This is a genomic window from Acinetobacter seifertii, from assembly GCF_016064815.1.
GTDB classification, from domain to species: domain Bacteria; phylum Pseudomonadota; class Gammaproteobacteria; order Pseudomonadales; family Moraxellaceae; genus Acinetobacter; species Acinetobacter seifertii.
Window position 1 is genome coordinate 3630211 of the sequence record NZ_CP065820.1, and the last position, 18965, is coordinate 3649175.

Consider the following 18965-nt stretch of genomic DNA (forward strand, 5'->3'; position numbering starts at 1 on the left):
ACCATCATGGCAACTCATATGCTTAAAGATAAAGTTGTACTGATTACTGGCGGCGCAAAAAACTTAGGTGGACTCATTAGCCGTAAATTTGCAGAACAAGGCGCAAAAATCGCAATTCACTACAATAGCGCTGAAACTCAAGCAGATGCTGAACAGACGCTCGCAGATGTAAGAGCATTCGGTGTAGATGCCGTTTTAATTCAGGCAGACCTAACTCATATCGATAACATCGAAAAACTTTTTGTAGATACCAAACAGCATTTTGGTGGAATTGATATCGCCATTAATACGGTTGGAAAAGTTTTAAAGAAATCGTTTTTAGATACCACAGAACAAGAGTTTGATAGCATGAGCGATATCAACTCAAAAATTGCCTATTTCTTTATTCAATCGGCAGGTCGTCATTTAAATGACGGCGGAAAAATCTGTTCAATCGTGACTTCTCTTCTTGCAGCTTACACTGGGCTCTATTCAACCTATGAAGGTTTAAAGGCGCCTGTTGAGCATTACACCCGTGCTGCATCCAAAGAGTTTGGTGAACGCCAAATTTCTGTGACTGCTGTTGCCCCTGGCCCTATGGATACACCGTTTTTCTATGGGCAGGAGTCTGCCGAAGCAGTGGCTTACCATAAATCAGCATCAGCTCTAGGTGGACTTACTAAAATTGAAGATATCGAACCTCTAGTTCGCTTCTTAGTCACCGACGGCTGGTGGATTACAGGCCAAACGATTTTCGCAAATGGCGGTTATACTACCCGCTAAAATTAAAAAAGCCGCATCTCATCATGCGGCTTTTTCTTTAAGACTATTGGATTATAAAAACTCTTCTAATACCGAATTTAAGAAAATATGTCCCTGCTCTGTACAAGCCAAACGAGCACTATCCACAACCAGAAGTTTCCTTCCCCGTAATGAAGTAAGCACATCATTTAAATCATCTAAACTGAAACCTGTACGCTGCTCGTATAAGTCAGCGTTTACCCCATCATTTAAGCGTAAGGCATTCATCATAAACTCAAAAGGTAGCTCATCTGCCTCAATCTTTTTCATTTGCAAATGTTCAGCTGGAACCTTAGCTAAGTAATCTTTCGGTAAACGGGTCTTTTGGAAACGGTACACGCCATCTGGCTGTGTTACTTTGCCATGCGCACCTGCACCAATCGCAAGATAATCACCAAACTCCCAGTAATTTAAATTATGGGCTGAAGGTTGTTCTTTACGCCAAGCCGACACTTCATAGTTTACAAAGCCATTTGCTTTTAAATAGGCCTCACCTTGCTCTTGAATATCTTCTAATACCTCATCTTGAGGTAAAACAGGTTGAGTTCGGAAAAATACGGTATTTGGCTCAATGGTAAGTTGATACCAACTGATATGTGTCGCGCCATGCTCTACAGCCATCTTTAAATCATAAAGTGCTTGCTCTAATGTTTGCTCAGGCAGACCATGCATCAAATCGACATTAACTCGCTTAAAGCCTGCTTGTCGTGCCTGCTCAATTGCATCCATAGCATTGTTTGCTGAATGAATACGTCCAAGCTTTTGCAAGTGATCGGTATTAAAAGTCTGTACACCAATCGACAACCGATTAATACCCGCCTCTAAATAGCCTGCAAACGGGTCATGTTCTAATGTTCCCGGATTTGCCTCTAAGGTAATTTCACAGTCATCTTCAAAGTTAATCAGCGATTTAAGCTGTTCAAATAGCCATGCATAGCCTTTGGCAGAAATGAGTGAAGGCGTTCCACCCCCAATAAATACACTGTGAATTGAACGTCCCTGTGCCATCTCGACTTGAGTTTCAAAGTCGGCCACTAAGGCTTTTAAATAGGTTTGCTCGAGTTCTGCCGAAAGCGCACCATCAGGCACGGCATGCGAGTTAAAGTCGCAATAAGGACATTTACGCACGCACCAAGGCATGTGGATATATAAAGATAACGGAACAGAAGCAGGATTTAATACAGCCAAGGAACAAGGTCCAATTTACACAATATTTCTATTTTAACATGACTGCATCAATGGGCTTATGAAAACATACCTTAATTGCTTTAGACTATTTTTAAACATACTTAAATATTGATAAAAATGATGAAATTCTCTAGTCAACTTTTCCTGATCTTACCCTTAGCTATGGGAATCGGTGTTGCCATGGCTTTTCAAACCGCAATTAATGCTCAGCTTCGTGAGCAATTACACTCACCTTTGCAAGCAGCATTATTATCATTTTTCATAGGTACTATTGTTCTAGCCATTATGGTGTTCTTTCAAAGTGCAGAGAAACCCACTTTAAGTGAAATATCTAATATTCCGTGGCTTCTTTGGACAGGAGGATTCCTTGGGGTTTATGCAATTAGCATGAGCATTTATACTGCACCTAAGCTTGGTTTTTTAACCTTTACAGGGCTAGTCGTTTTTGGGCAATTGGTTATTTCTATGTTGCTTGACCATTTTGGATGGTTAGGTACAGACAAAACTCCTGTTACATGGCAACGGTTCCTAGGTGGAGTGGTGATCTTTGTTGGTGTGTTACTCACCCTACAGCGCTAGTTTCATTTTTATATTTATAAAGAGTATCTTTTGTGTCGAATGTCACGTCGTTTCGGACTGAATTAAAACAACTCTTCCATTTAATGCTACCTATTTTAATTACGCAGTTTGCTCAAGCAGGGTTCGGATTAATTGACACCATTATGGCAGGGCATTTATCTGCAGCAGACTTAGCTGCTATTGCAGTAGGTGTAGGTCTATGGATTCCTGTTATGCTCCTTTTTAGCGGGATCATGATTGCCACTACACCGCTAGTTGCAGAGGCAAAAGGCGCTAGAAATACAGAACAAATTCCTGTCATTGTCCGTCAGTCATTATGGGTTGCCATTATTTTAGGTGTAATGGCTATGCTCATTTTGCAGCTTATGCCTTTTTTCTTACACGTGTTTGGTGTCCCAGAAAGCTTACGACCTAAAGCAAGCTTATTCTTACATGCCATTGGGTTAGGTATGCCAGCCGTAACCATGTACGCAGCGCTACGAGGCTATTCAGAGGCTTTAGGTCACCCTCGCCCTGTAACCGCGATTAGCTTATTGGCCTTAGTGGTTTTAATCCCTCTAAACATGATTTTCATGCATGGCTTAGGACCAATACCTGCTTTAGGTAGCGCAGGCTGTGGCTTTGCAACATCCATTTTACAATGGCTCATGCTGATTACATTAGCAGGCTATATTTATAAAGCTTCGGCTTATCGAAACACGTCTATTTTTAGCAGATTCGATAAAATTAGCCTGACTTGGGTTAAAAGAATCTTACAGCTTGGTCTGCCAATTGGTTTAGCTGTATTTTTTGAAGTGAGTATTTTTAGTACAGGCGCATTGGTCCTTAGTCCACTAGGTGAAGTATTTATTGCCGCGCATCAAGTGGCAATTTCTGTTACTTCTGTGCTGTTTATGATTCCGCTTTCACTTGCGATTGCCTTAACCATTCGCGTGGGAACGTATTATGGCGAAAAGAACTGGGCTTCCATGTACCAAGTGCAAAAAATTGGTTTGAGCACAGCAGTATTTTTTGCTCTATTGACCATGTCATTTATTGCTCTAGGCCGTGAACAAATTGTCTCGGTTTATACTCAAGATATAAATGTTGTGCCTGTTGCGATGTATTTACTCTGGTTTGCAATGGGTTATCAGTTAATGGATGCTCTACAGGTCAGTGCTGCTGGCTGTTTAAGAGGTATGCAAGACACTCAAGCACCGATGTGGATTACGCTTATGGCGTATTGGGTAATTGCTTTTCCAATCGGACTTTACTTGGCACGTTATACCCATTGGGGCGTAGCTGGCGTATGGCTAGGTTTAATTATTGGATTAAGCATTGCCTGTGTTTTACTGCTCTCGCGGCTTTATTTAAACACCAAACGATTAAGTCAAACCTAATAAAAAAGCCGATGAAACATCGGCTTTTCTTATTTTATGCAGACTTTGCCCGCGGGCTTGCTCCAATTTGCCAAACAAATGGTAAATCCGTACGGTTTACTTCCCAATCTCCAATCACTTTTTCTTTATAAATAAGCGGATTATGTGAAGATACAGTCCGCGCATTACGCCAGAAACGGTCAAGTTGTTTCGCTTGGCTACTTGCCGATGCCCCTAAAGCATTAAATAACTGACTTGTTAGATCGAGCACTAGGTTGGAAATTACCACCTGCCCTTGTGCCGACTCAAGCTCGGTATCTACATTAAACTGATGCTCTTTCACTTCAGACTCGGCAAAATGACTTTCATAAGCCTTTTGTAATGCTTCGGCCGTTTTCAAGGTGATTGCTTCACTTGCATAAGCTTGAGCCGATGCCTTACCCACTACTTGTAAAACTTGTGGGTCGTGACGAACCAAGTCACCATTTCCATGACTAAAAATACGTTTACGTTCACGAATTTCCTGACTAAACGTCTCGACTGCGGCACGCGCAATACCTGTTAATGTTGCAAGATGCACCACCTGATAAAAAGCGGTTTGATACTTAAAACGTTGATCAAATGGAATGAGGTTTGAAGCTGGCAAATGGACCTGATGTACTTTTAAAGTACCACTGCCTGTTGTCTTTTGACCAAAACCATCCCAATCATCCAGCACGCTTACACCTGTTTCATGACGGTAAATAGCAGCAATCACATGACGGTCGTTCACTTCATCGTAGGCAAATAAATCAATCCAGTCTGCAAAAATACTGCCAGTTGAATAGTACTTTTCACCATTTACCACCAAGTTACCCGAAGCGTCTTTAGTGACTCGTGTAACGACATCACCAATCTGTACATTTCCAACTTCTGTCCATGCATTTCCGACTAAATCGCCTTGTACAAAGCGCTGAAACCAAACCTCCTGTGAATGCTCTTTATGAGCAACCAAACGGTCTTCAACAAATGCAAAATGACCACGTAAAGCTTGCACAATATTGGAGTCAGCTTCTGCTAGCTCTGCTAAAAGCTGGAAAAGTTGAGGTAATGAAACCCCATCCCCACCATATTTACGGGGTACTCGTACAGCACCCAACTTAGCTTCTTTTAGCCACTGAATCGGTTCAAAAGGTAAGATTCGTTCTTTTTCCCGTTGAATTGCCCCTTGGGCAATTTTCTCAAAAACCGGACGAAACCTATTTGCTACCTTCTCATAATCGGCGCCTACAGACAGTTCTTCTAATTCAATTTGAGCTGTTGTCATCGTTATTCTCCTAATCTTATTTTTTCTTCACTTTAGCTCCATGCATGACGCGGTGGATGGATGCCATTGAGGTAATAATTACCGACAATGTGATATTTCCAACGCACAGGGTCATGTAAGGTATGGGTACGGGCATTGCGCCAGTGTCGGTCAAGGTTGAGTTCAGATAAAGTAGAACGCGTACCCGACAACTCAAAAAGTTTATTGGCTGCCAAAATAGCAATTTCTGTAGTGAGTACTTTTGCCTCGGCAACCAATAGTGTGGCTTGGTTTACATGCTCTTCGGTGGTGTCAGCAATGGCCTGATCAATTGCATCTCCAGCCAAGTCCAGTACCGCTTCTGCTGCACGCAATTTAATTTTTAAATCACCAATGTTTGCAATCGTGTAAGGATCATCACTGGCTTTTTCCAGACCTGAATCAACCCATGCACGGCTGTGATTTTTGACGTATTGAATCGTTTCTTCAATTGCACCACGCGCAATACCAGCATCAACCGCAGCCTGAATAAACTGAGAAATAGCGCCTGCTGGTGTTGGACGTTCAAATGCTTGGTAAATCGGAACAAGATATTCTTCACGTACTGGAACCTGATTTAATTCTACCGTGCCACTAGCCGTAGTACGTTGTCCAAAACCAGACCAGTCATTAATAATATTGACCCCAGATGTTTCCCGTGGAACAAGCGCGGCATAAGGTTGCCCCTGTTCATTTACAGCAACAATTGGAATCCAATGTGCGAACAAAGCACCCGTTGCAAAGAATTTTTTGCCGTTAATTTCATAACCCTGTTCGGTCTTTTCAAGTTTAGTTGTGAGCTCCGCGACTGTCTTACTATGTTTTTCGGAAAATGCGTTGCCAAAACGAATTCCTCTTAACACCAAGTTAAAAAAGAATTGTTGCTGTTCAGGTTTCGCATCTAGTCTTAAATGCTCAATAAAAGCCAAATGGTTTTGTGGCAACTGAGCAAGAGATGGATCAACACTCGCAATTGTTTTGATCACTTCCGCTAAAGTTCGATATTTGACTTGCGCACCACCAAACTGCTTCGGCACAGTAATGGCCCACAGGCCACTTTGTGAGAACTGTTGAATTTCATTTAAGGGTAGACGGCGTTCTCTGTCTCGCTCGGATGCCTCTTGTGCAAACTCTTGAGCAAGTTGCTTGGCAACCTCAATTGCTTCTTCATCAGAACGAATAATATGTGCATCTTTTGGCTGCTCAAACACAGATAAAGGAACCGCTTGAGAGCGCCCATAGGACGAATTTAGACTGGTCATAACTTTTATTGTCTCTATTTCTTATTTAACATGCCATTCACCTTAGCACTAAAAAAACAGCGACTTTATAGATATTAAAGCTTTGTTTATGAAATGAATTTTAAAAAGCTTTTCACATTTTTTACTTTAAAAATAACATATTGTTTTTCGAAAATATTCTTACACGCGCTAAACAATTTCATATAGGCTTTTTAAGTTTTGTCACCTATGATCAAAACTAGACAATATTATGTTGTAGTCAACGAGGTATCGAAGATATGGCAAAGAGTGCAAGTTCACCTGGCAAACGATTTATGAAACTTGCAGGAATGACCGCGAGCATTGCAACAAAAACCGTTTCTAATTCGATTCGAAACCTGACTGCGGATGAAGAACAGAAACTAGCTGCAAAAACTAAATTGTTTCAAGATATCGGTCTACAGATTGCAGACACCTTAGGCGAAATGAAAGGTGCTGTCATGAAAGTTGGGCAAATTGCATCGCAATATAAAGATATCTTCCCGCCAGAAGTTGCTAAAGCGATATCAAAACTACAACGCCAAGCTCCAGCCATGCCTTTTGCAGCGATTCAGCAACAAGTTGAACGTGAGCTTGGGAAGCCACTCAATGCCGCCTTTAAATCTTTTGATGAACAGCCTTTTGCGGCTGCATCAATTGGACAAGTCCACAAAGCAGTTTTGCCAAATGGCCAACAAGTTGTGGTTAAGGTTCAATATCCCGGTGTTGATGAAGCCTGTGAAAGTGACTTAAAACAAGTGCGTTTAGCCCTTCGTTTAATGGGTGTACTTAAAATTGATAAAAAACTGCAAGATCAACTTTTTGCAGAGATTCAAGATAGTCTGTCAGCAGAGCTTAACTATGAAATTGAGGCTCAAAATCTTGAGGTCTTTAAAACTTTTCATAGCAAGTTAGATGATAAAATTATTATCCCGACTGTTTATAAAGATTACTCTTCAAGACGAATTTTGACTTTAAGTCTTGAACAAGGTGACAGTATTGAAACTGCGAGTTCTTGGCCTATCGAAATTCGCAATACAATTGGCCGTCGTTTAATCCGTGCTTTGGGTCAGGAAATGTTCTTTTTAAAACGTTTTCACTGTGACCCTCACCCAGGTAACTTTGCCTTCCGCCAAGATGGCAGTGTCATTATTTATGACTATGGCAGTGTTAAAACGCTTTCCAATGAAATTGTCTATAGTTTCAAACGATTGGTGAATGCAGCTCGTCATGAAGATATTGATCTTATTGAAACTGAGTTACTTGCCCTGCACTCTTTGACCGAGAAAGGTAAATTCCCGAGCGATCTTTATAAACTCTGGATTGAAGTGTTATTGCGTCCACTTACTACAAGCTATGACTTTGCAGAGAACTCATCACATCATGATGGCATGTTACTTGTGAAGAAGTCTTTAAAATATTGGGATGTGTTTAAGCCATCACCAGATACCTTAATGGTCAATAGAACCATTTCAGGACACTACTGGAACCTCATTCATTTAAAAGTACATGACAACCTGAATGATTTATTTGAAGAACTTGTTCCGCCGTCTAACTAATTCAATGAACTGATCTAATGTAACCTTTTCGGGGTTACATTGACTTTTCAATTGTTATGTTATAACATTTCTTTAATCAAAAATAATTTAGGACAATCTCTCATGCGTAAAGATATTCATCCTGCTTATCAACAAGTCTTATTTCATGACACCAATGCAGACGTCTACTTCTTAATCGGTAGTACTCTTCAGTCTAAACAAACCAAGGAATATCAAGGACAAGTCTATCCTTATGTGACCCTTGATATTTCAAGTGCTTCGCATCCTTTCTATACAGGTGAAGTACGTCAAGCAAGTAATGAAGGGCGCGTTGCAAGCTTTAACAAACGCTTCGGTCGCTTCAGTCGTAAGAGTTAATCTTGCGTTAAGATTTGACCAATACACTAAAATCATTGGAAGCCTAAGACTATCTCCTCCACTTAGGCTTCTTTTTTTATGTGCATTTTTTCAAACTTCTTTCAGTTGTGTATAAACTAAAACTTATCCACAATTTGTCTAAAAACGCTTCTGATTATTTTCAACAACCCATCATTTTTATAGCTCCCAAGCTTTCAAAGCGTGTATTCGATGCTATGCTTAAGCCCCATTTGATAGGAAGTTTAAGATTATGGCACAAGAGTTACTTGCCCAATTACAAGCAGGCACAGCAAAATTTTCAGACGTTTTAGCTCATATTGAAGCACGTTACCAACATACTCCAACAGCTTTTCAAAATGGTGCACAGCATAACGATGCGACTGAAAATCAAGGCAGTGCGAAAGTTTTCTCTTTTGCCAAGTTACAAGGTTTAGACCAAGCACAAACTTTAAGTTTATTTGCAGAGCACTATGCATCTGTATTGGCTACCCCAGAGGGAACTGATCACCAAAATATTCGTCAGTTTATGCAAAATGGTTGGAATGGTGTGAAGTTTGAAGGTCAGGCTTTAACTGAAAAGTAATTAAGTATTTGTGAATACACGACGGAGTCTTACCGTTTATTCTCAAATGAAAGTAGCTAATTCTGTTACTTTGGTTTTGCCCAAAGTAACCAAAGGCATTTGTCATCAACAGAACCTGTTTCCCGTTTGCACTTATCCAATATTTTGCAAAAACAATATATAGCTGATTTCAGTCAGACTGTTGATGACTTTAACGCGTATCAAATCCCAAAATAAATCAGATGTTTTTAATTCGTCATTTACTATCGTGACAAGCGGCATGGATGCCGCTGTTTTGCTGTGCTACATGGATGTAGCATCAGCGAAACAAAAGATTTTTGCTTACTTTTGATCTCTCAAAAGTAAGGTATGCCTATACAAATGGTCTTGGAGAATATCTTAAAACGGAGGCAGTGCAGTATGTATCGCTCCTTAAACATTTGAATAATCAGTTGCCTGCTATCCAATAATAAGTCGCCAAACCCAAACACGTAAAAATTAACGACCCAATTAAATGAATAGAAATTGCCAACATCGCCATTCCCAACTTACCACTTTGCAATAAAGTCACAATCTCAATCGAGAACGTTGAAAATGTAGTTAAAGCACCACAAAAGCCTGTGATTACGAAAAGCTTATAATTCGGACTTAAATCACTATGAGCAAAATAAGCCATCGCAAAACCAATAATAAAACCACCGACTAAATTAACAGTGACAGTACCCAATGGAATTTGCGGATAAATTGGGTTGAGTTTTAAACCTAAAAACCAACGCAACCACGCCCCTAGAACTGAGCCTAAAGCAATTGAAAGTAAAGGATAATACATAGAACCACCCCTTTAGTGAGATGCTAAAAGAGCAAAAAATAATGAAGGAAAATATGACATGGCGTACTCCAAAAATAAGCAGAGTACGCAATAAGCTACGTACCCAGCGATATAAATATATGAGGGTAACGTAGGCATCATTAGCCAATACGGCGGTTTTTCAAGGGAGGAATGCCATCTCCCCGTTTTAAGTATATTAAATCATCTAAAAGTTGATTAAAACATACTTTTTAAATCATGGACGTTCATCGTATTGTGGTAAATCGTCACAAATGCTTTCCCACTCTGCTTTTGAAGCAGCAAAAATATGCATTGTCGGCTTTTGGTCTAATGGTGTATCGAGTGACCCAATTCTTACACGATATAGTTCAGGCTGGGCATCACGCGAGCTAATAAGCGGTGAACCACATTCGCTACAAAACCAGCGATACACACCATTCACAGCAAATTTTTTGACGAGATCTTCACCTTGAGTAATTTTAAAATCTGTACTTTTAACAGGAGCATTGGTGGCAAATGCTGTTCCATTGGATTTTCGGCATCGTTGGCAGTGACACTGAATAATATCTCCGATATCACCCTTAATTTCATAGCGAATACCCTGACATAAACAACTTCCTTGATAAACTGGTGATGCTTGAGACATGTTCTCGTAAATCCTATTATTATTGATTGCTCAAAAATAACACTTTTCACATATCAAACATAGTACCGAATTTGCCGTTATTTCTCTAAGAATGAATGCACACCATCACCAGCCGCTCGTCCTGTAGCAAAACATGCTGTAAGCAAATAGCCGCCTGTAGGAGCATCCCAGTCCAGCATTTCACCACAGCAAAAAACACCTGAGGTGTGTCTAAGCTCTAAGCTTTCAGTTAATGCATTCTGCTTAACACCACCAGCACAGCTAATTGCTTCCTCAATAGATCTAAAGCCATCTAGCATAATTTGAAGTGCTTTAATTTGCTGTGCTATAGCCTCTGGTTGGCTCCATAGCGCTTTATCAACCACTTCTCTGATTAAGTTAATTTTGGCCGTGTCTAAGCCTGCTTTACGCCAAATATTAGTGAGCGATTGTTTTTTACTAACCTGTAATTTTTTAACTAACTGTGTAAGCTCTACATCAGGCAATAAATCTAAAAATAGATTTAAGCTTTTCGCTTGTTTTTGTTGTTCTCGTAAAGCTCGTCCAAGTTTATAAATGACACCACTTTCTAAACCATAGTGAGTAATCACAATATCGCCATGAGTAACTTGGCTAGGCTCAACCCACGCATTGATACGCTTTAAAGGTTCCCCAAAACAGCTTTCCATAAAAGCTGACCAAGTGTGCAATACCCCTGCATTACTCGCTTGAAAAGGTTCAATACTGGATTGATCCATCCATTGCTGCCATGCACCATCACTACCCAATTGAGACCAAGATACAGCCCCACAAGCCAATACGACTGCATCGTATTGTTGGGTAAAAGTCTTGCTGCTTTGATTATTTTGGTTTTCTAAAGTCACTGTTGTACCTTGCAAATTAATACAACGATGTCGATAAAAGAATTTAACTTGTTGCTCTGCCAAGCGTTTTAGCCAAGCACGCAATAAAGGCGCAGCTTTCATTTCAACAGGAAAAATGCGACCTGAAGTGCCCACATAAGATTCAATTCCCAGACTCTTCATCCAGTTCTGAATCCAGACTGCATCCCATTTCTCAACCCACGGTTTAAGCCATTCTGCATGGTCATAACGTTCAATGAACTGGGCTAATGGTTCAGCATGCGAGATATTCAAACCTGTTTTACCAGCCATCAAAAACTTACGCGCAGCCGAAGGTTTTTGCTCAAACACATCAATTTCATAATCATACTGGCTCAGTACCTCAGCTGCCATTAAACCAGCCGGACCAGCACCGATAATGGCAATGCGCTTACTCGCCATGTGTTTGCCCTTGCAGTGGCGTAAATTCATCAAATCGAGTTTGATAACCTTCAGGCTTGCTGATTATGAGCTGTTGGCAAAGCTCACCACGCTCTAAATATTTAATTTCAAAATGAGTACGTGCAGAAGTTTGTTCAATTTTTTCTTTTTGGTAAGGCAGCTTCCACACATTTAATAACTGTTGTTCAGCTTCTTCAATATATTCAGGAATATTACTTGCCAAAGTAATGGTTCCGCCTGTTTTCAGACGTGATAACAAAAACTCAAAAAATGGCATGTTTAACCAGCGCTGTGCCGGATTATGAGGTTCAGGGTTCGGATAGAGAATAAAAAAATGTTCAACTTGTGCAGGGTGTAAAGCATGTACCACCCACGGCAAAGCATCCGCATGTACAGGTACCAGATTTTCTCGTGGTTCTAAACCATGCTGCTTTTGCATTGCCAAGAATTTTTCTCGGGTTCGTTCAATCGCATATAACGTGTGCTGTGGATTTTGCCCACTAAATAGCAAAGCATGTTTACCTTTGCCCGCCCCAATTTCTACACAAATTGGAGTATTTTCAATTGGGGTAAAATCGCGAGGCGCTTGCATACGTTGTGCTTGAAATTGACGAATCTGCATAATCACATCAAACTAAATAAAAATCGGCACAAGTCTAACAAGTCACCTGACTTTTGCCTAATCTATTTCTCTTCACTTTGAGGATATCGCTTTATGCCACGTACATTCCCCTGCCCACGTTGTGGTGAACCAAGTGTTTGGGAAGGCAATGAATTTCGTCCGTTTTGTTCTGAACGTTGTAAACTCATTGATTTAGGCGCTTGGGCAAACGATGAATATAGACTACCTACCCAAGATGCTCCTCAGCAAAACAAGGGTAGTCAGCATGAAGATGATTATGAGGATTAACCCGCTTTACCTGCGACAAATGGGTTAAATTTTTTTTCATAGCCAATGGTACTCATTGGACCATGACCTGAAATAAATTGGGTTTGATCTGGCAAGCTAAAGCATTCACGTTGAATCGATTCAATGAGTTGCTCATGGTTACCACGTGGAAAGTCTGTTCTTCCTATTGAGCCTTTAAACAGGACATCGCCAGTCCAGAGTAAGCCATGATTCTTGTTATAGAACATGACATGCCCTGGTGTATGTCCTGGTGCAAAACGCACCTCAAACTCATCTTCACCTAGTTTTAGCACTTCGCCGCCTTCAAGCCATTGATCAACTTTTACTGGCTGTGGAATTGGAAAGCCATAACGTGCTGAAACTTCCTGAATCATATCTAACCAGAACTGATCTTCTTTATGCGGACCAACAACAGGAACACTCCATTCTTGTGCGAGTTCACCCACTGCCCCTGCGTGATCTAAATGCCCATGAGTGAGCCATAGTGCCTTTACTTTTAAACCTAAGGCTTCTACTTCTTTCTTCAAAACAGCAGCATCACCGCCAGCATCAATCAAAACTGCTTCTTTTGTTTCACTGTCCCAAACTAAAGAACAATTTTGAGCAAAAGTAGTAACTGGAACAATTTTGACTTGCAGCATAAGAACCTCTGGCTAAAACGCAATTAACGGTGGGCTAAGGTATGGGTAAGGGCATCAAGATTAGCCTGAACTAAACCTGCAAGCAAATCAATATGAGCCTGATCACTATTTAAAGCAGGAATGTAAGCATAGCTTCCGCCACCCGCCTCTTGAAACAACTCAGCGTTTTGGATGGCTAACTCTTCAAGCGTTTCTAAACAATCGGCAGAAAAAGCGGGACTTAAAACCTGAACTGACTTAACACCCTTCTTCGCCCAATCTTGTAAAAGCTGGTCAGTATAAGGTTTCACCCATTCTTGTTTTCCAAAACGGGACTGGAAACTAATTGCCCATTCATCATCGTTTAAATGTAAAGCTTCAGCGACTAACTTTGCGGTAATGCGACAACGGTCTGCATAAGGGTCGCCTTTGTCTGCATAAGGCTGTGGAATACCATGAAATGACATCAATAGTTTTTCAGGCTTACCATGCTGCTCTTGGTAGGCTAAAACACTTTCTGCCAGTGCCTGAATAAACATTGGGTGCTGGAAGTAGTCTTTAATAATGGTCAGACCCGGCAAATTGCGCTGACTAGGAATCCATTTGGCAAATGCATCGTATAGAGGCGCTGTAGATGTCGCAGAATACTGAGGAAATAAAGGCAATAAAATGACATGCTCTTGTGGATGAGCCGCCAGTTTTTCTAAAACTGCATCAATACCCGGATTACCATAAGTCATAGCTGGCAATACAGTTAAATCAAACTGTTTATTTTCACGCTCTAAATAAGCCTGCACACGTTGAGTTTGTCCAAACACAATTTCACGCATTGGTGAATCGGTAGACCATACCGAAGCATAGGCATGCGCTACTCTTTTTGGACGAAAAGGTAAAACGAACAAATTTAAAATAATCCACCAGATCAATTTCGGTATTTCAATCACACGTGAATCAGATAAAAACTGCTTTAAAAAACGGCGCACCGCTGGGACAGTTGCCTCATCCGGTGTACCTAAATTCGCTAAAATGACAGTAACTTTCGGTTTTTGTTCAAACGACATGCGCAAATGCCTTTCAGTTCAACTTATGACACTAATGTAACAGTTTTCATTGTTATATATAAATTGAATCGCTCTAAGCTTTTAATCGAGCACCTCGATGATTCCATTTATAACTCAGTAAAAGCTTTTGCGCTTTTGTAGTCAATTTCCACAAACTTGGGTACTGCTCAGATTTTGTTGGAATAATCCAACCTTGTGACTGCATTTGCCTTTTAATTCGAAATAGCGCTTTATGATTGATTTGTGCACAAGCTACTGCATGGGCACGAGGTAACACCTCGCGGGCATCTTCTAGCCCTGCTTGATTAAGATATTCATTAAGGCAAGTGCCGAAGTTTTCTTCTGGCATAGCTGTCTCAAAGTGTTTAGCCAAAATACTTAATAGCTCAGACCACGTCATTTGCCTCTGGCGTTTCAGCTCTTTAAAGTTACCATCTTGAAACGCTTGAATCTGATACTCAAACGCAAAAATGTCTTGTGGTGCTACCTCATTAAGTTGTGTAGGTACATCTGCTAATTGTTTCTCTAATTGTAAAATTTTACTTTTTAATCGATTAACCTCATCTTCCAACTGATGTGCTTGGTGTGCAGGAACCCAGCCCTGCCCCACATGTTGTTCAACCATTAAAGGTATATTTAAACGGACAGCTAGCTCTAAATCACGCGGGCTTTTAAAGTAAAATACGTGGTGAGCTTCGTGTAATAGTTTCTTTCTAAATGCTAGAAATTTTTCTTTAAGCTGTGGATGAGTCTCTTGCAAATGCATATCGCGGCTTTCAGGTTGCTCATGCATGAATACCACAATAGGTTTAGCTCGGCTTAAAGCATATTCATACTCTTGGGCAAAATAGCTAGCGCCAGAAATAGATTGTTCACCGTACTGGCTGCCTAATAGTAAGACAACGTAATCCGATTCATCAATTTGTCGACGGGAAAGTGTTGTAGTTAAAGGACTTCTATACTCCAAACCCCAAGCAAAGAAACCCATACTGACTAAAGTTTGAGAGAGAACTACACGTTCAGGTTGCATCTCGCGACCTGACGTTGAAATAAAAATCTGATAGCGTGTATCGAGCATAACAATACCCTTATCGCCCCATAATCTTAATATGGCCTAAATAAGCCAAGACTATGAACCGCCCCAAATAAGAAAAAATAAATATAAAAAACGCTTTCTTCTGAATGCCTACAACAGAGCTCAACTCAGATTGTGCAGCGTCCATGACAATTCTTGTGGAATCATATTCTGTAAAACAGGTTGCAATGCATCGGCATTATTACCACTTACATAACATTCAATACGTGCAACATTCTGACGTATTTGGTCACATAATAACTCATTTTTTATTAAAATACGGGCTGTTTGTCGGGCAACTGCTAATCCCGAATCAACCAGTGTGAATTGGTTATCAAAAAGATGCTGAATTGCTTCATTTAAGAACGGATAATGCGTACAACCGAGCACTAAATAGTCAGCCCCTTGCTCAGCGGCAGGCTGTAAAACCTCTTTTAATGCATTCAAACATACAGGGCTCATTTGCTGGCCTGCTTCGACACAAGGAACAAGTTCCAGATTGGTTAAAGTCATGACTTTAACACCCGCTGGAACAGCAAACTTTTCAACAACATCTTTAATAAGTTGCCCACGAAAAGTAGCAGGCGTTGCCAATACTGCAACTACCTTAGAACGGGTTTGTAATACGGCAGGTTTTAATGCCGGTACTAAACCAACAATTGGGAAGTGCTCGCCATAATGTTCACGTAAATGGTCAAGACTAAATGCAGAGGCAGTATTGCATGCTACGACTGCAATTTTACAGCCTTGGCGGTATAACCAATCGACCGCGCGAGCGGTAAGCTCTCTAATTTCTTCATCAGAACGCGGGCCATAAGGAACATAGGCTGTATCGGCATAATAGACAATACGTTCGTTTGGCAAATATCTGGCAATTTCCGCTGCAACCGACATTCCCCCAATTCCCGAATCAAAAATACCAATTGGGGCATCTGCTGATGCTTTAGGCATAGATTCTAATTCAGTAAATAAAGGCTGTATGGCTGTCATGGCAGTACTAGAGAGTGTCGGAAAATTTCACTCTATAAAGCTTAAACCTCAAGTGCCTAATTGCAAGTGCAAATTACCACTTTTTAACTGCAAAATGGTTTCACCTTTATCATTTTCGACCAGTGTTCCGTAGTTCACGAGGTGATAGAAAGCTTGGCGTTGAATAAGCGCATTAATACCAAATCGGACATGCACATAAGGGCGTAATTCGCCTGCATATTCCCGCATAAAAATCGGGTGTTCTGCATCAACCAAAATCACATCTTGATTGGTCGTCGTCAGTTGTAAAAACTGATCACCTGAAATTTCGACCTGATCGACCTGATTGACCAATAAAGGTTCATCTTCAACTTCGATTTCAATTTGTTCTACAGGGGTTTTCAGGTAGAATTTACCCTCTTCTTTCCATAGGACTTTGGTAAACAAATCCAATAGGGCTTGGCGCTTGATTAATTGACCTTCGTGCCACCATTCTCCATTGGCTTTAACCGTTAAATCCATTTTACCGCAATGCTTTGGATGCCATTGCTCTAAAGGTGGGATTGACCTTTTGTGACTTTGCTGTACATCTTTTAAGTATTGTGCAATGTTCATTAAGTTTTTATCATCAGATAACGGTATTTTTCCCATATCCGATGGGGAATTATTTTGATTTACCATAGTTTATGCCTTGCTGACGAGAAAATATGACGACTCAGCCAATTGGCTAGATCATGGTTTAAAACTATACTAGCCAAAACGATAAAAGGCACAATAGCATATTTGCGCCTATGGATTAAAACTCACGGCAGCACCGGATGATCTGACATTACGGTTGCCACCTTTAAGTATTGAGGAGTCCTACATGGAACACATCGAACGCGAATCGATGGAGTTTGACGTTGTCATCGTAGGTGCAGGACCTGCAGGTCTATCTGCTGCGATTAAGATCCGTCAATTAGCGATTGAGAATAACTTACCCGATCTTTCAGTTTGTGTAGTTGAAAAAGGCTCTGAAGTAGGTGCGCATATCTTATCTGGTGCTGTACTTGAACCACGTGCTATTAATGAACTTTTCCCGAACTGTAAAGAAGAAGGCGCGCCTCTTAACGTACCTGTAACTGAAGACAAAACATTCTTCTTGCTTTCAGAAACTACGTCTAAAGAAGCACCTCACTGGATGGTTCCTAAAACCATGCACAATGACGGTAACTATGTTATCTCGCTAGGTAACGTTGTTCGCTGGTTAGGTCAAAAAGCTGAAGAATTAGAAGTTTCTATCTTCCCTGGTTTTGCTGCATCTGAAGTGCTTTACCATGAAGACGGTACAGTAAAAGGTATTCAAACTGGCGACATGGGTATTGGTAAAGATGGCGAACCAACGCATAACTTTACTCCGGGTTATGAGCTTCACGCTAAATACACCCTCTTTGCTGAAGGTTGCCGTGGTCACTTAGGTAAACGCCTAATTGCAAAATATAATCTTGATAAAGATGCTGACCCTCAGCACTACGGTATCGGGATTAAAGAACTTTGGGAAATTGACCCAGCAAAACATAAGCCGGGCTTAGTGATGCACGGTGCAGGTTGGCCATTATCTGAAACTGGTTCGTCTGGTGGTTGGTGGTTATATCATGCTGAAAACAACCAAGTGACTTTGGGTATGATTGTGGACTTGTCTTATGAAAATCCACACATGTATCCATTTATGGAAATGCAGCGCTGGAAAACTCACCCACTTATTAAACAGTATTTAGAAGGTGGTAAGCGTATTTCTTACGGCGCACGTGCTGTAGTGAAAGGCGGTTTCAACTCATTGCCTAAATTGACTTTCCCAGGTGGTTGCTTAATTGGTGATGATGCAGGCTTCTTAAACTTTGCAAAAATCAAAGGCTCACACACTGCCATGAAATCAGGCATGTTATGTGGTGAAGCTGTATTTGAAGCGATTGCTGCTGGTGTAGAAAAAGGCGGTGACCTTGCGATTGCTCGTGTTACTGAAGGTGAAGATTTATTCGTTAAAGAATTAACTTCATACACTGACAAATTTAACAACAGCTGGTTAAAAGAAGAGCTTTATAACTCTCGTAACTTTGGCCCAGCAATGCATAAATTTGGTCAATGGATTGGTGGTGCATTTAACTTTATCGACCAGAACGTCTTTAAAGTTCCATTCACTTTGCATGATTTGAAACAAGACTTCGCTGCATTGAAAACTGTTGATGCAACGAGCTTTAAGCCAAACTATCCAAAACCAGATGGCAAGCTTACATTTGATCGTTTGTCTTCGGTGTTTATCTCAAACACTGTACATGAAGAAAATCAGCCAGCTCACTTGAAGCTTACTGATCCTTCAATTCCAGTGAATGTGAACTTACCAAAATGGGATGAGCCTGCTCAGCGCTACTGCCCTGCTGGTGTTTATGAAATCATGGAAAATGATGATGGTTCTAAACGCTTCCAGATTAACGCAGCAAACTGTGTTCACTGTAAGACTTGTGATATTAAAGACCCATCTCAAAACATTACATGGGTAACGCCTGAAGGCGGCGGTGGTCCGAATTACCCTAATATGTAATAAAAAAGCCCCGAATAATCGGGGCTTT

General features: G+C 40.8%; 21 protein-coding genes and 1 riboswitch. Of the genes, 8 read left to right on the top strand and 13 right to left on the bottom strand.

Annotated elements, in window-relative coordinates; all coding sequences use genetic code 11:
* The first annotated feature begins 6 nt into the window (after positions 1 to 6).
* A complete protein-coding gene (locus I8T81_RS16755; protein ID WP_198071681.1) occupies positions 7 to 762 on the top strand; it encodes an SDR family oxidoreductase in 756 nt (251 codons plus the stop codon).
* A gap of 51 nt (positions 763 to 813) precedes the next feature.
* Here I8T81_RS16755 and hemW read toward each other — a convergent pair whose 3' ends face one another.
* Entirely contained in the window at positions 814 to 1968 is a 1155-nt protein-coding gene (gene hemW / locus I8T81_RS16760) for a radical SAM family heme chaperone HemW (protein WP_198071682.1), read from the bottom strand.
* A 117-nt stretch (positions 1969 to 2085) separates the two neighbouring features.
* On the opposite strand from hemW, the gene I8T81_RS16765 reads away from it, so the two are divergent.
* Together I8T81_RS16765 and abeM are read left to right on the top strand one after the other, a co-directional pair.
* Complete coding sequence (locus I8T81_RS16765) at positions 2086 to 2547, top strand: DMT family transporter (protein WP_004698953.1); 462 nt, start codon at positions 2086 to 2088, stop codon at positions 2545 to 2547.
* A gap of 32 nt (positions 2548 to 2579) precedes the next feature.
* Positions 2580 to 3926, top strand: coding sequence for a multidrug efflux MATE transporter AbeM (abeM, locus tag I8T81_RS16770; protein WP_198071683.1), 1347 nt, complete (start codon positions 2580 to 2582; stop codon positions 3924 to 3926).
* A 34-nt stretch (positions 3927 to 3960) separates the two neighbouring features.
* Here the strand turns inward: abeM and I8T81_RS16775 are convergent, their stop codons facing one another.
* Both I8T81_RS16775 and I8T81_RS16780 read right to left on the bottom strand, forming a co-directional pair.
* Positions 3961 to 5211 carry an acyl-CoA dehydrogenase family protein gene (locus I8T81_RS16775; RefSeq protein WP_198071684.1) on the bottom strand — a complete coding sequence of 417 codons (1251 nt, stop codon included), beginning with the start codon at positions 5209 to 5211 and terminating at the stop codon, positions 3961 to 3963.
* 32 nt (positions 5212 to 5243) lie between these two features.
* A complete protein-coding gene (locus tag I8T81_RS16780) occupies positions 5244 to 6491 on the bottom strand; it encodes an SfnB family sulfur acquisition oxidoreductase (protein WP_198071685.1) in 1248 nt (415 codons plus the stop codon).
* A 257-nt stretch (positions 6492 to 6748) separates the two neighbouring features.
* On the opposite strand from I8T81_RS16780, the gene I8T81_RS16785 reads away from it, so the two are divergent.
* The 3 genes from I8T81_RS16785 to I8T81_RS16795 all read left to right on the top strand — a co-directional run bounded on the left by I8T81_RS16785 (position 6749) and on the right by I8T81_RS16795 (position 8987).
* Complete coding sequence (locus I8T81_RS16785) at positions 6749 to 8047, top strand: ABC1 kinase family protein (protein ID WP_039251798.1); 1299 nt, start codon at positions 6749 to 6751, stop codon at positions 8045 to 8047.
* A gap of 102 nt (positions 8048 to 8149) precedes the next feature.
* On the top strand, positions 8150 to 8404 hold the full coding sequence (locus I8T81_RS16790) for a type B 50S ribosomal protein L31 (protein WP_019456916.1): 255 nt from the start codon (positions 8150 to 8152) through the stop codon (positions 8402 to 8404).
* 250 nt (positions 8405 to 8654) lie between these two features.
* Positions 8655 to 8987, top strand: coding sequence for a HopJ type III effector protein (locus tag I8T81_RS16795; RefSeq protein WP_198071686.1), 333 nt, complete (start codon positions 8655 to 8657; stop codon positions 8985 to 8987).
* A gap of 132 nt (positions 8988 to 9119) precedes the next feature.
* Here I8T81_RS16795 and I8T81_RS16800 read toward each other — a convergent pair whose 3' ends face one another.
* From I8T81_RS16800 to I8T81_RS16820, 5 genes are all read right to left on the bottom strand, one after another.
* Complete coding sequence (locus tag I8T81_RS16800) at positions 9120 to 9248, bottom strand: hypothetical protein (RefSeq protein ID WP_002053279.1); 129 nt, start codon at positions 9246 to 9248, stop codon at positions 9120 to 9122.
* A gap of 166 nt (positions 9249 to 9414) precedes the next feature.
* On the bottom strand, positions 9415 to 9795 hold the full coding sequence (gene crcB / locus I8T81_RS16805) for a fluoride efflux transporter CrcB (RefSeq protein ID WP_039251795.1): 381 nt from the start codon (positions 9793 to 9795) through the stop codon (positions 9415 to 9417).
* A gap of 124 nt (positions 9796 to 9919) precedes the next feature.
* A riboswitch (Fluoride riboswitch) is annotated at positions 9920 to 9986 on the bottom strand.
* Positions 9987 to 10030: 44 nt separating this feature from the next.
* Positions 10031 to 10441 (bottom strand): GFA family protein, encoded by a 411-nt coding sequence (locus tag I8T81_RS16810; RefSeq protein ID WP_000075988.1) that lies wholly within the window; start codon positions 10439 to 10441, stop codon positions 10031 to 10033.
* Positions 10442 to 10518: 77 nt separating this feature from the next.
* On the bottom strand, positions 10519 to 11724 hold the full coding sequence (locus tag I8T81_RS16815) for a TIGR03862 family flavoprotein (RefSeq protein WP_198071687.1): 1206 nt from the start codon (positions 11722 to 11724) through the stop codon (positions 10519 to 10521).
* Positions 11714 to 12352 carry a class I SAM-dependent methyltransferase gene (locus I8T81_RS16820; RefSeq protein ID WP_198071688.1) on the bottom strand — a complete coding sequence of 213 codons (639 nt, stop codon included), beginning with the start codon at positions 12350 to 12352 and terminating at the stop codon, positions 11714 to 11716. The genes I8T81_RS16815 and I8T81_RS16820 overlap by 11 nt, the downstream gene beginning before the upstream one ends.
* 87 nt (positions 12353 to 12439) lie before the next feature.
* Between I8T81_RS16820 and I8T81_RS16825 the strand changes: the two genes are divergently transcribed.
* The gene (locus I8T81_RS16825; RefSeq protein ID WP_004698974.1) at positions 12440 to 12634 is read left to right on the top strand and encodes a DNA gyrase inhibitor YacG; all 195 of its coding nucleotides are present in this window, start codon (positions 12440 to 12442) and stop codon (positions 12632 to 12634) included.
* On the opposite strand, the gene I8T81_RS16830 is transcribed toward I8T81_RS16825, so the two are convergent.
* From I8T81_RS16830 to I8T81_RS16850, 5 genes are all read right to left on the bottom strand, one after another.
* Complete coding sequence (locus I8T81_RS16830; RefSeq protein ID WP_198071689.1) at positions 12631 to 13275, bottom strand: MBL fold metallo-hydrolase; 645 nt, start codon at positions 13273 to 13275, stop codon at positions 12631 to 12633. The two genes, I8T81_RS16825 and I8T81_RS16830, sit on opposite strands and share 4 nt — an antisense overlap.
* A gap of 23 nt (positions 13276 to 13298) precedes the next feature.
* Positions 13299 to 14315 carry a ferrochelatase gene (gene hemH, locus I8T81_RS16835; RefSeq protein ID WP_198071690.1) on the bottom strand — a complete coding sequence of 339 codons (1017 nt, stop codon included), beginning with the start codon at positions 14313 to 14315 and terminating at the stop codon, positions 13299 to 13301.
* Between the two features lie 73 nt (positions 14316 to 14388).
* A complete protein-coding gene (locus tag I8T81_RS16840; protein ID WP_019456909.1) occupies positions 14389 to 15393 on the bottom strand; it encodes a DUF4062 domain-containing protein in 1005 nt (334 codons plus the stop codon).
* Between the two features lie 120 nt (positions 15394 to 15513).
* Entirely contained in the window at positions 15514 to 16380 is an 867-nt protein-coding gene (gene murI, locus I8T81_RS16845; protein WP_198071691.1) for a glutamate racemase, read from the bottom strand.
* 48 nt (positions 16381 to 16428) lie between these two features.
* Positions 16429 to 17040 carry a DUF1285 domain-containing protein gene (locus tag I8T81_RS16850; protein WP_004883477.1) on the bottom strand — a complete coding sequence of 204 codons (612 nt, stop codon included), beginning with the start codon at positions 17038 to 17040 and terminating at the stop codon, positions 16429 to 16431.
* A gap of 184 nt (positions 17041 to 17224) precedes the next feature.
* On the opposite strand from I8T81_RS16850, the gene I8T81_RS16855 reads away from it, so the two are divergent.
* Positions 17225 to 18937, top strand: a complete 1713-nt coding sequence (locus I8T81_RS16855) for an electron transfer flavoprotein-ubiquinone oxidoreductase (protein WP_198071692.1) — start codon at positions 17225 to 17227, stop codon at positions 18935 to 18937.
* The last annotated feature ends 28 nt before the right edge of the window (positions 18938 to 18965 follow it).

Excerpts from the sequence above, each read along its gene's own strand:
- I8T81_RS16780 (WP_198071685.1), bottom strand. The coding sequence starts at position 6,491 with ATGACCAGTCTAAATTCGTCCTATGGGCGCTCTCAAGCGGTTCCTTTA.
- murI (WP_198071691.1), bottom strand. The coding sequence starts at position 16,380 with ATGACAGCCATACAGCCTTTATTTACTGAATTAGAATCTATGCCTAAA.
- I8T81_RS16755 (WP_198071681.1), top strand. The coding sequence starts at position 7 with ATGGCAACTCATATGCTTAAAGATAAAGTTGTACTGATTACTGGCGGC.
- I8T81_RS16840 (WP_019456909.1), bottom strand. The coding sequence starts at position 15,393 with ATGCTCGATACACGCTATCAGATTTTTATTTCAACGTCAGGTCGCGAG.
- I8T81_RS16850 (WP_004883477.1), bottom strand. The coding sequence starts at position 17,040 with ATGGTAAATCAAAATAATTCCCCATCGGATATGGGAAAAATACCGTTA.
- I8T81_RS16790 (WP_019456916.1), top strand. The coding sequence starts at position 8,150 with ATGCGTAAAGATATTCATCCTGCTTATCAACAAGTCTTATTTCATGAC.
- I8T81_RS16855 (WP_198071692.1), top strand. The coding sequence starts at position 17,225 with ATGGAACACATCGAACGCGAATCGATGGAGTTTGACGTTGTCATCGTA.
- I8T81_RS16815 (WP_198071687.1), bottom strand. The coding sequence starts at position 11,724 with ATGGCGAGTAAGCGCATTGCCATTATCGGTGCTGGTCCGGCTGGTTTA.
- I8T81_RS16830 (WP_198071689.1), bottom strand. The coding sequence starts at position 13,275 with ATGCTGCAAGTCAAAATTGTTCCAGTTACTACTTTTGCTCAAAATTGT.
- I8T81_RS16825 (WP_004698974.1), top strand. The coding sequence starts at position 12,440 with ATGCCACGTACATTCCCCTGCCCACGTTGTGGTGAACCAAGTGTTTGG.
- I8T81_RS16785 (WP_039251798.1), top strand. The coding sequence starts at position 6,749 with ATGGCAAAGAGTGCAAGTTCACCTGGCAAACGATTTATGAAACTTGCA.
- I8T81_RS16800 (WP_002053279.1), bottom strand. The coding sequence starts at position 9,248 with ATGCCGCTTGTCACGATAGTAAATGACGAATTAAAAACATCTGATTTA.
- I8T81_RS16795 (WP_198071686.1), top strand. The coding sequence starts at position 8,655 with ATGGCACAAGAGTTACTTGCCCAATTACAAGCAGGCACAGCAAAATTT.
- crcB (WP_039251795.1), bottom strand. The coding sequence starts at position 9,795 with ATGTATTATCCTTTACTTTCAATTGCTTTAGGCTCAGTTCTAGGGGCG.
- I8T81_RS16765 (WP_004698953.1), top strand. The coding sequence starts at position 2,086 with ATGATGAAATTCTCTAGTCAACTTTTCCTGATCTTACCCTTAGCTATG.
- I8T81_RS16775 (WP_198071684.1), bottom strand. The coding sequence starts at position 5,211 with ATGACAACAGCTCAAATTGAATTAGAAGAACTGTCTGTAGGCGCCGAT.
- hemH (WP_198071690.1), bottom strand. The coding sequence starts at position 14,315 with ATGTCGTTTGAACAAAAACCGAAAGTTACTGTCATTTTAGCGAATTTA.
- I8T81_RS16810 (WP_000075988.1), bottom strand. The coding sequence starts at position 10,441 with ATGTCTCAAGCATCACCAGTTTATCAAGGAAGTTGTTTATGTCAGGGT.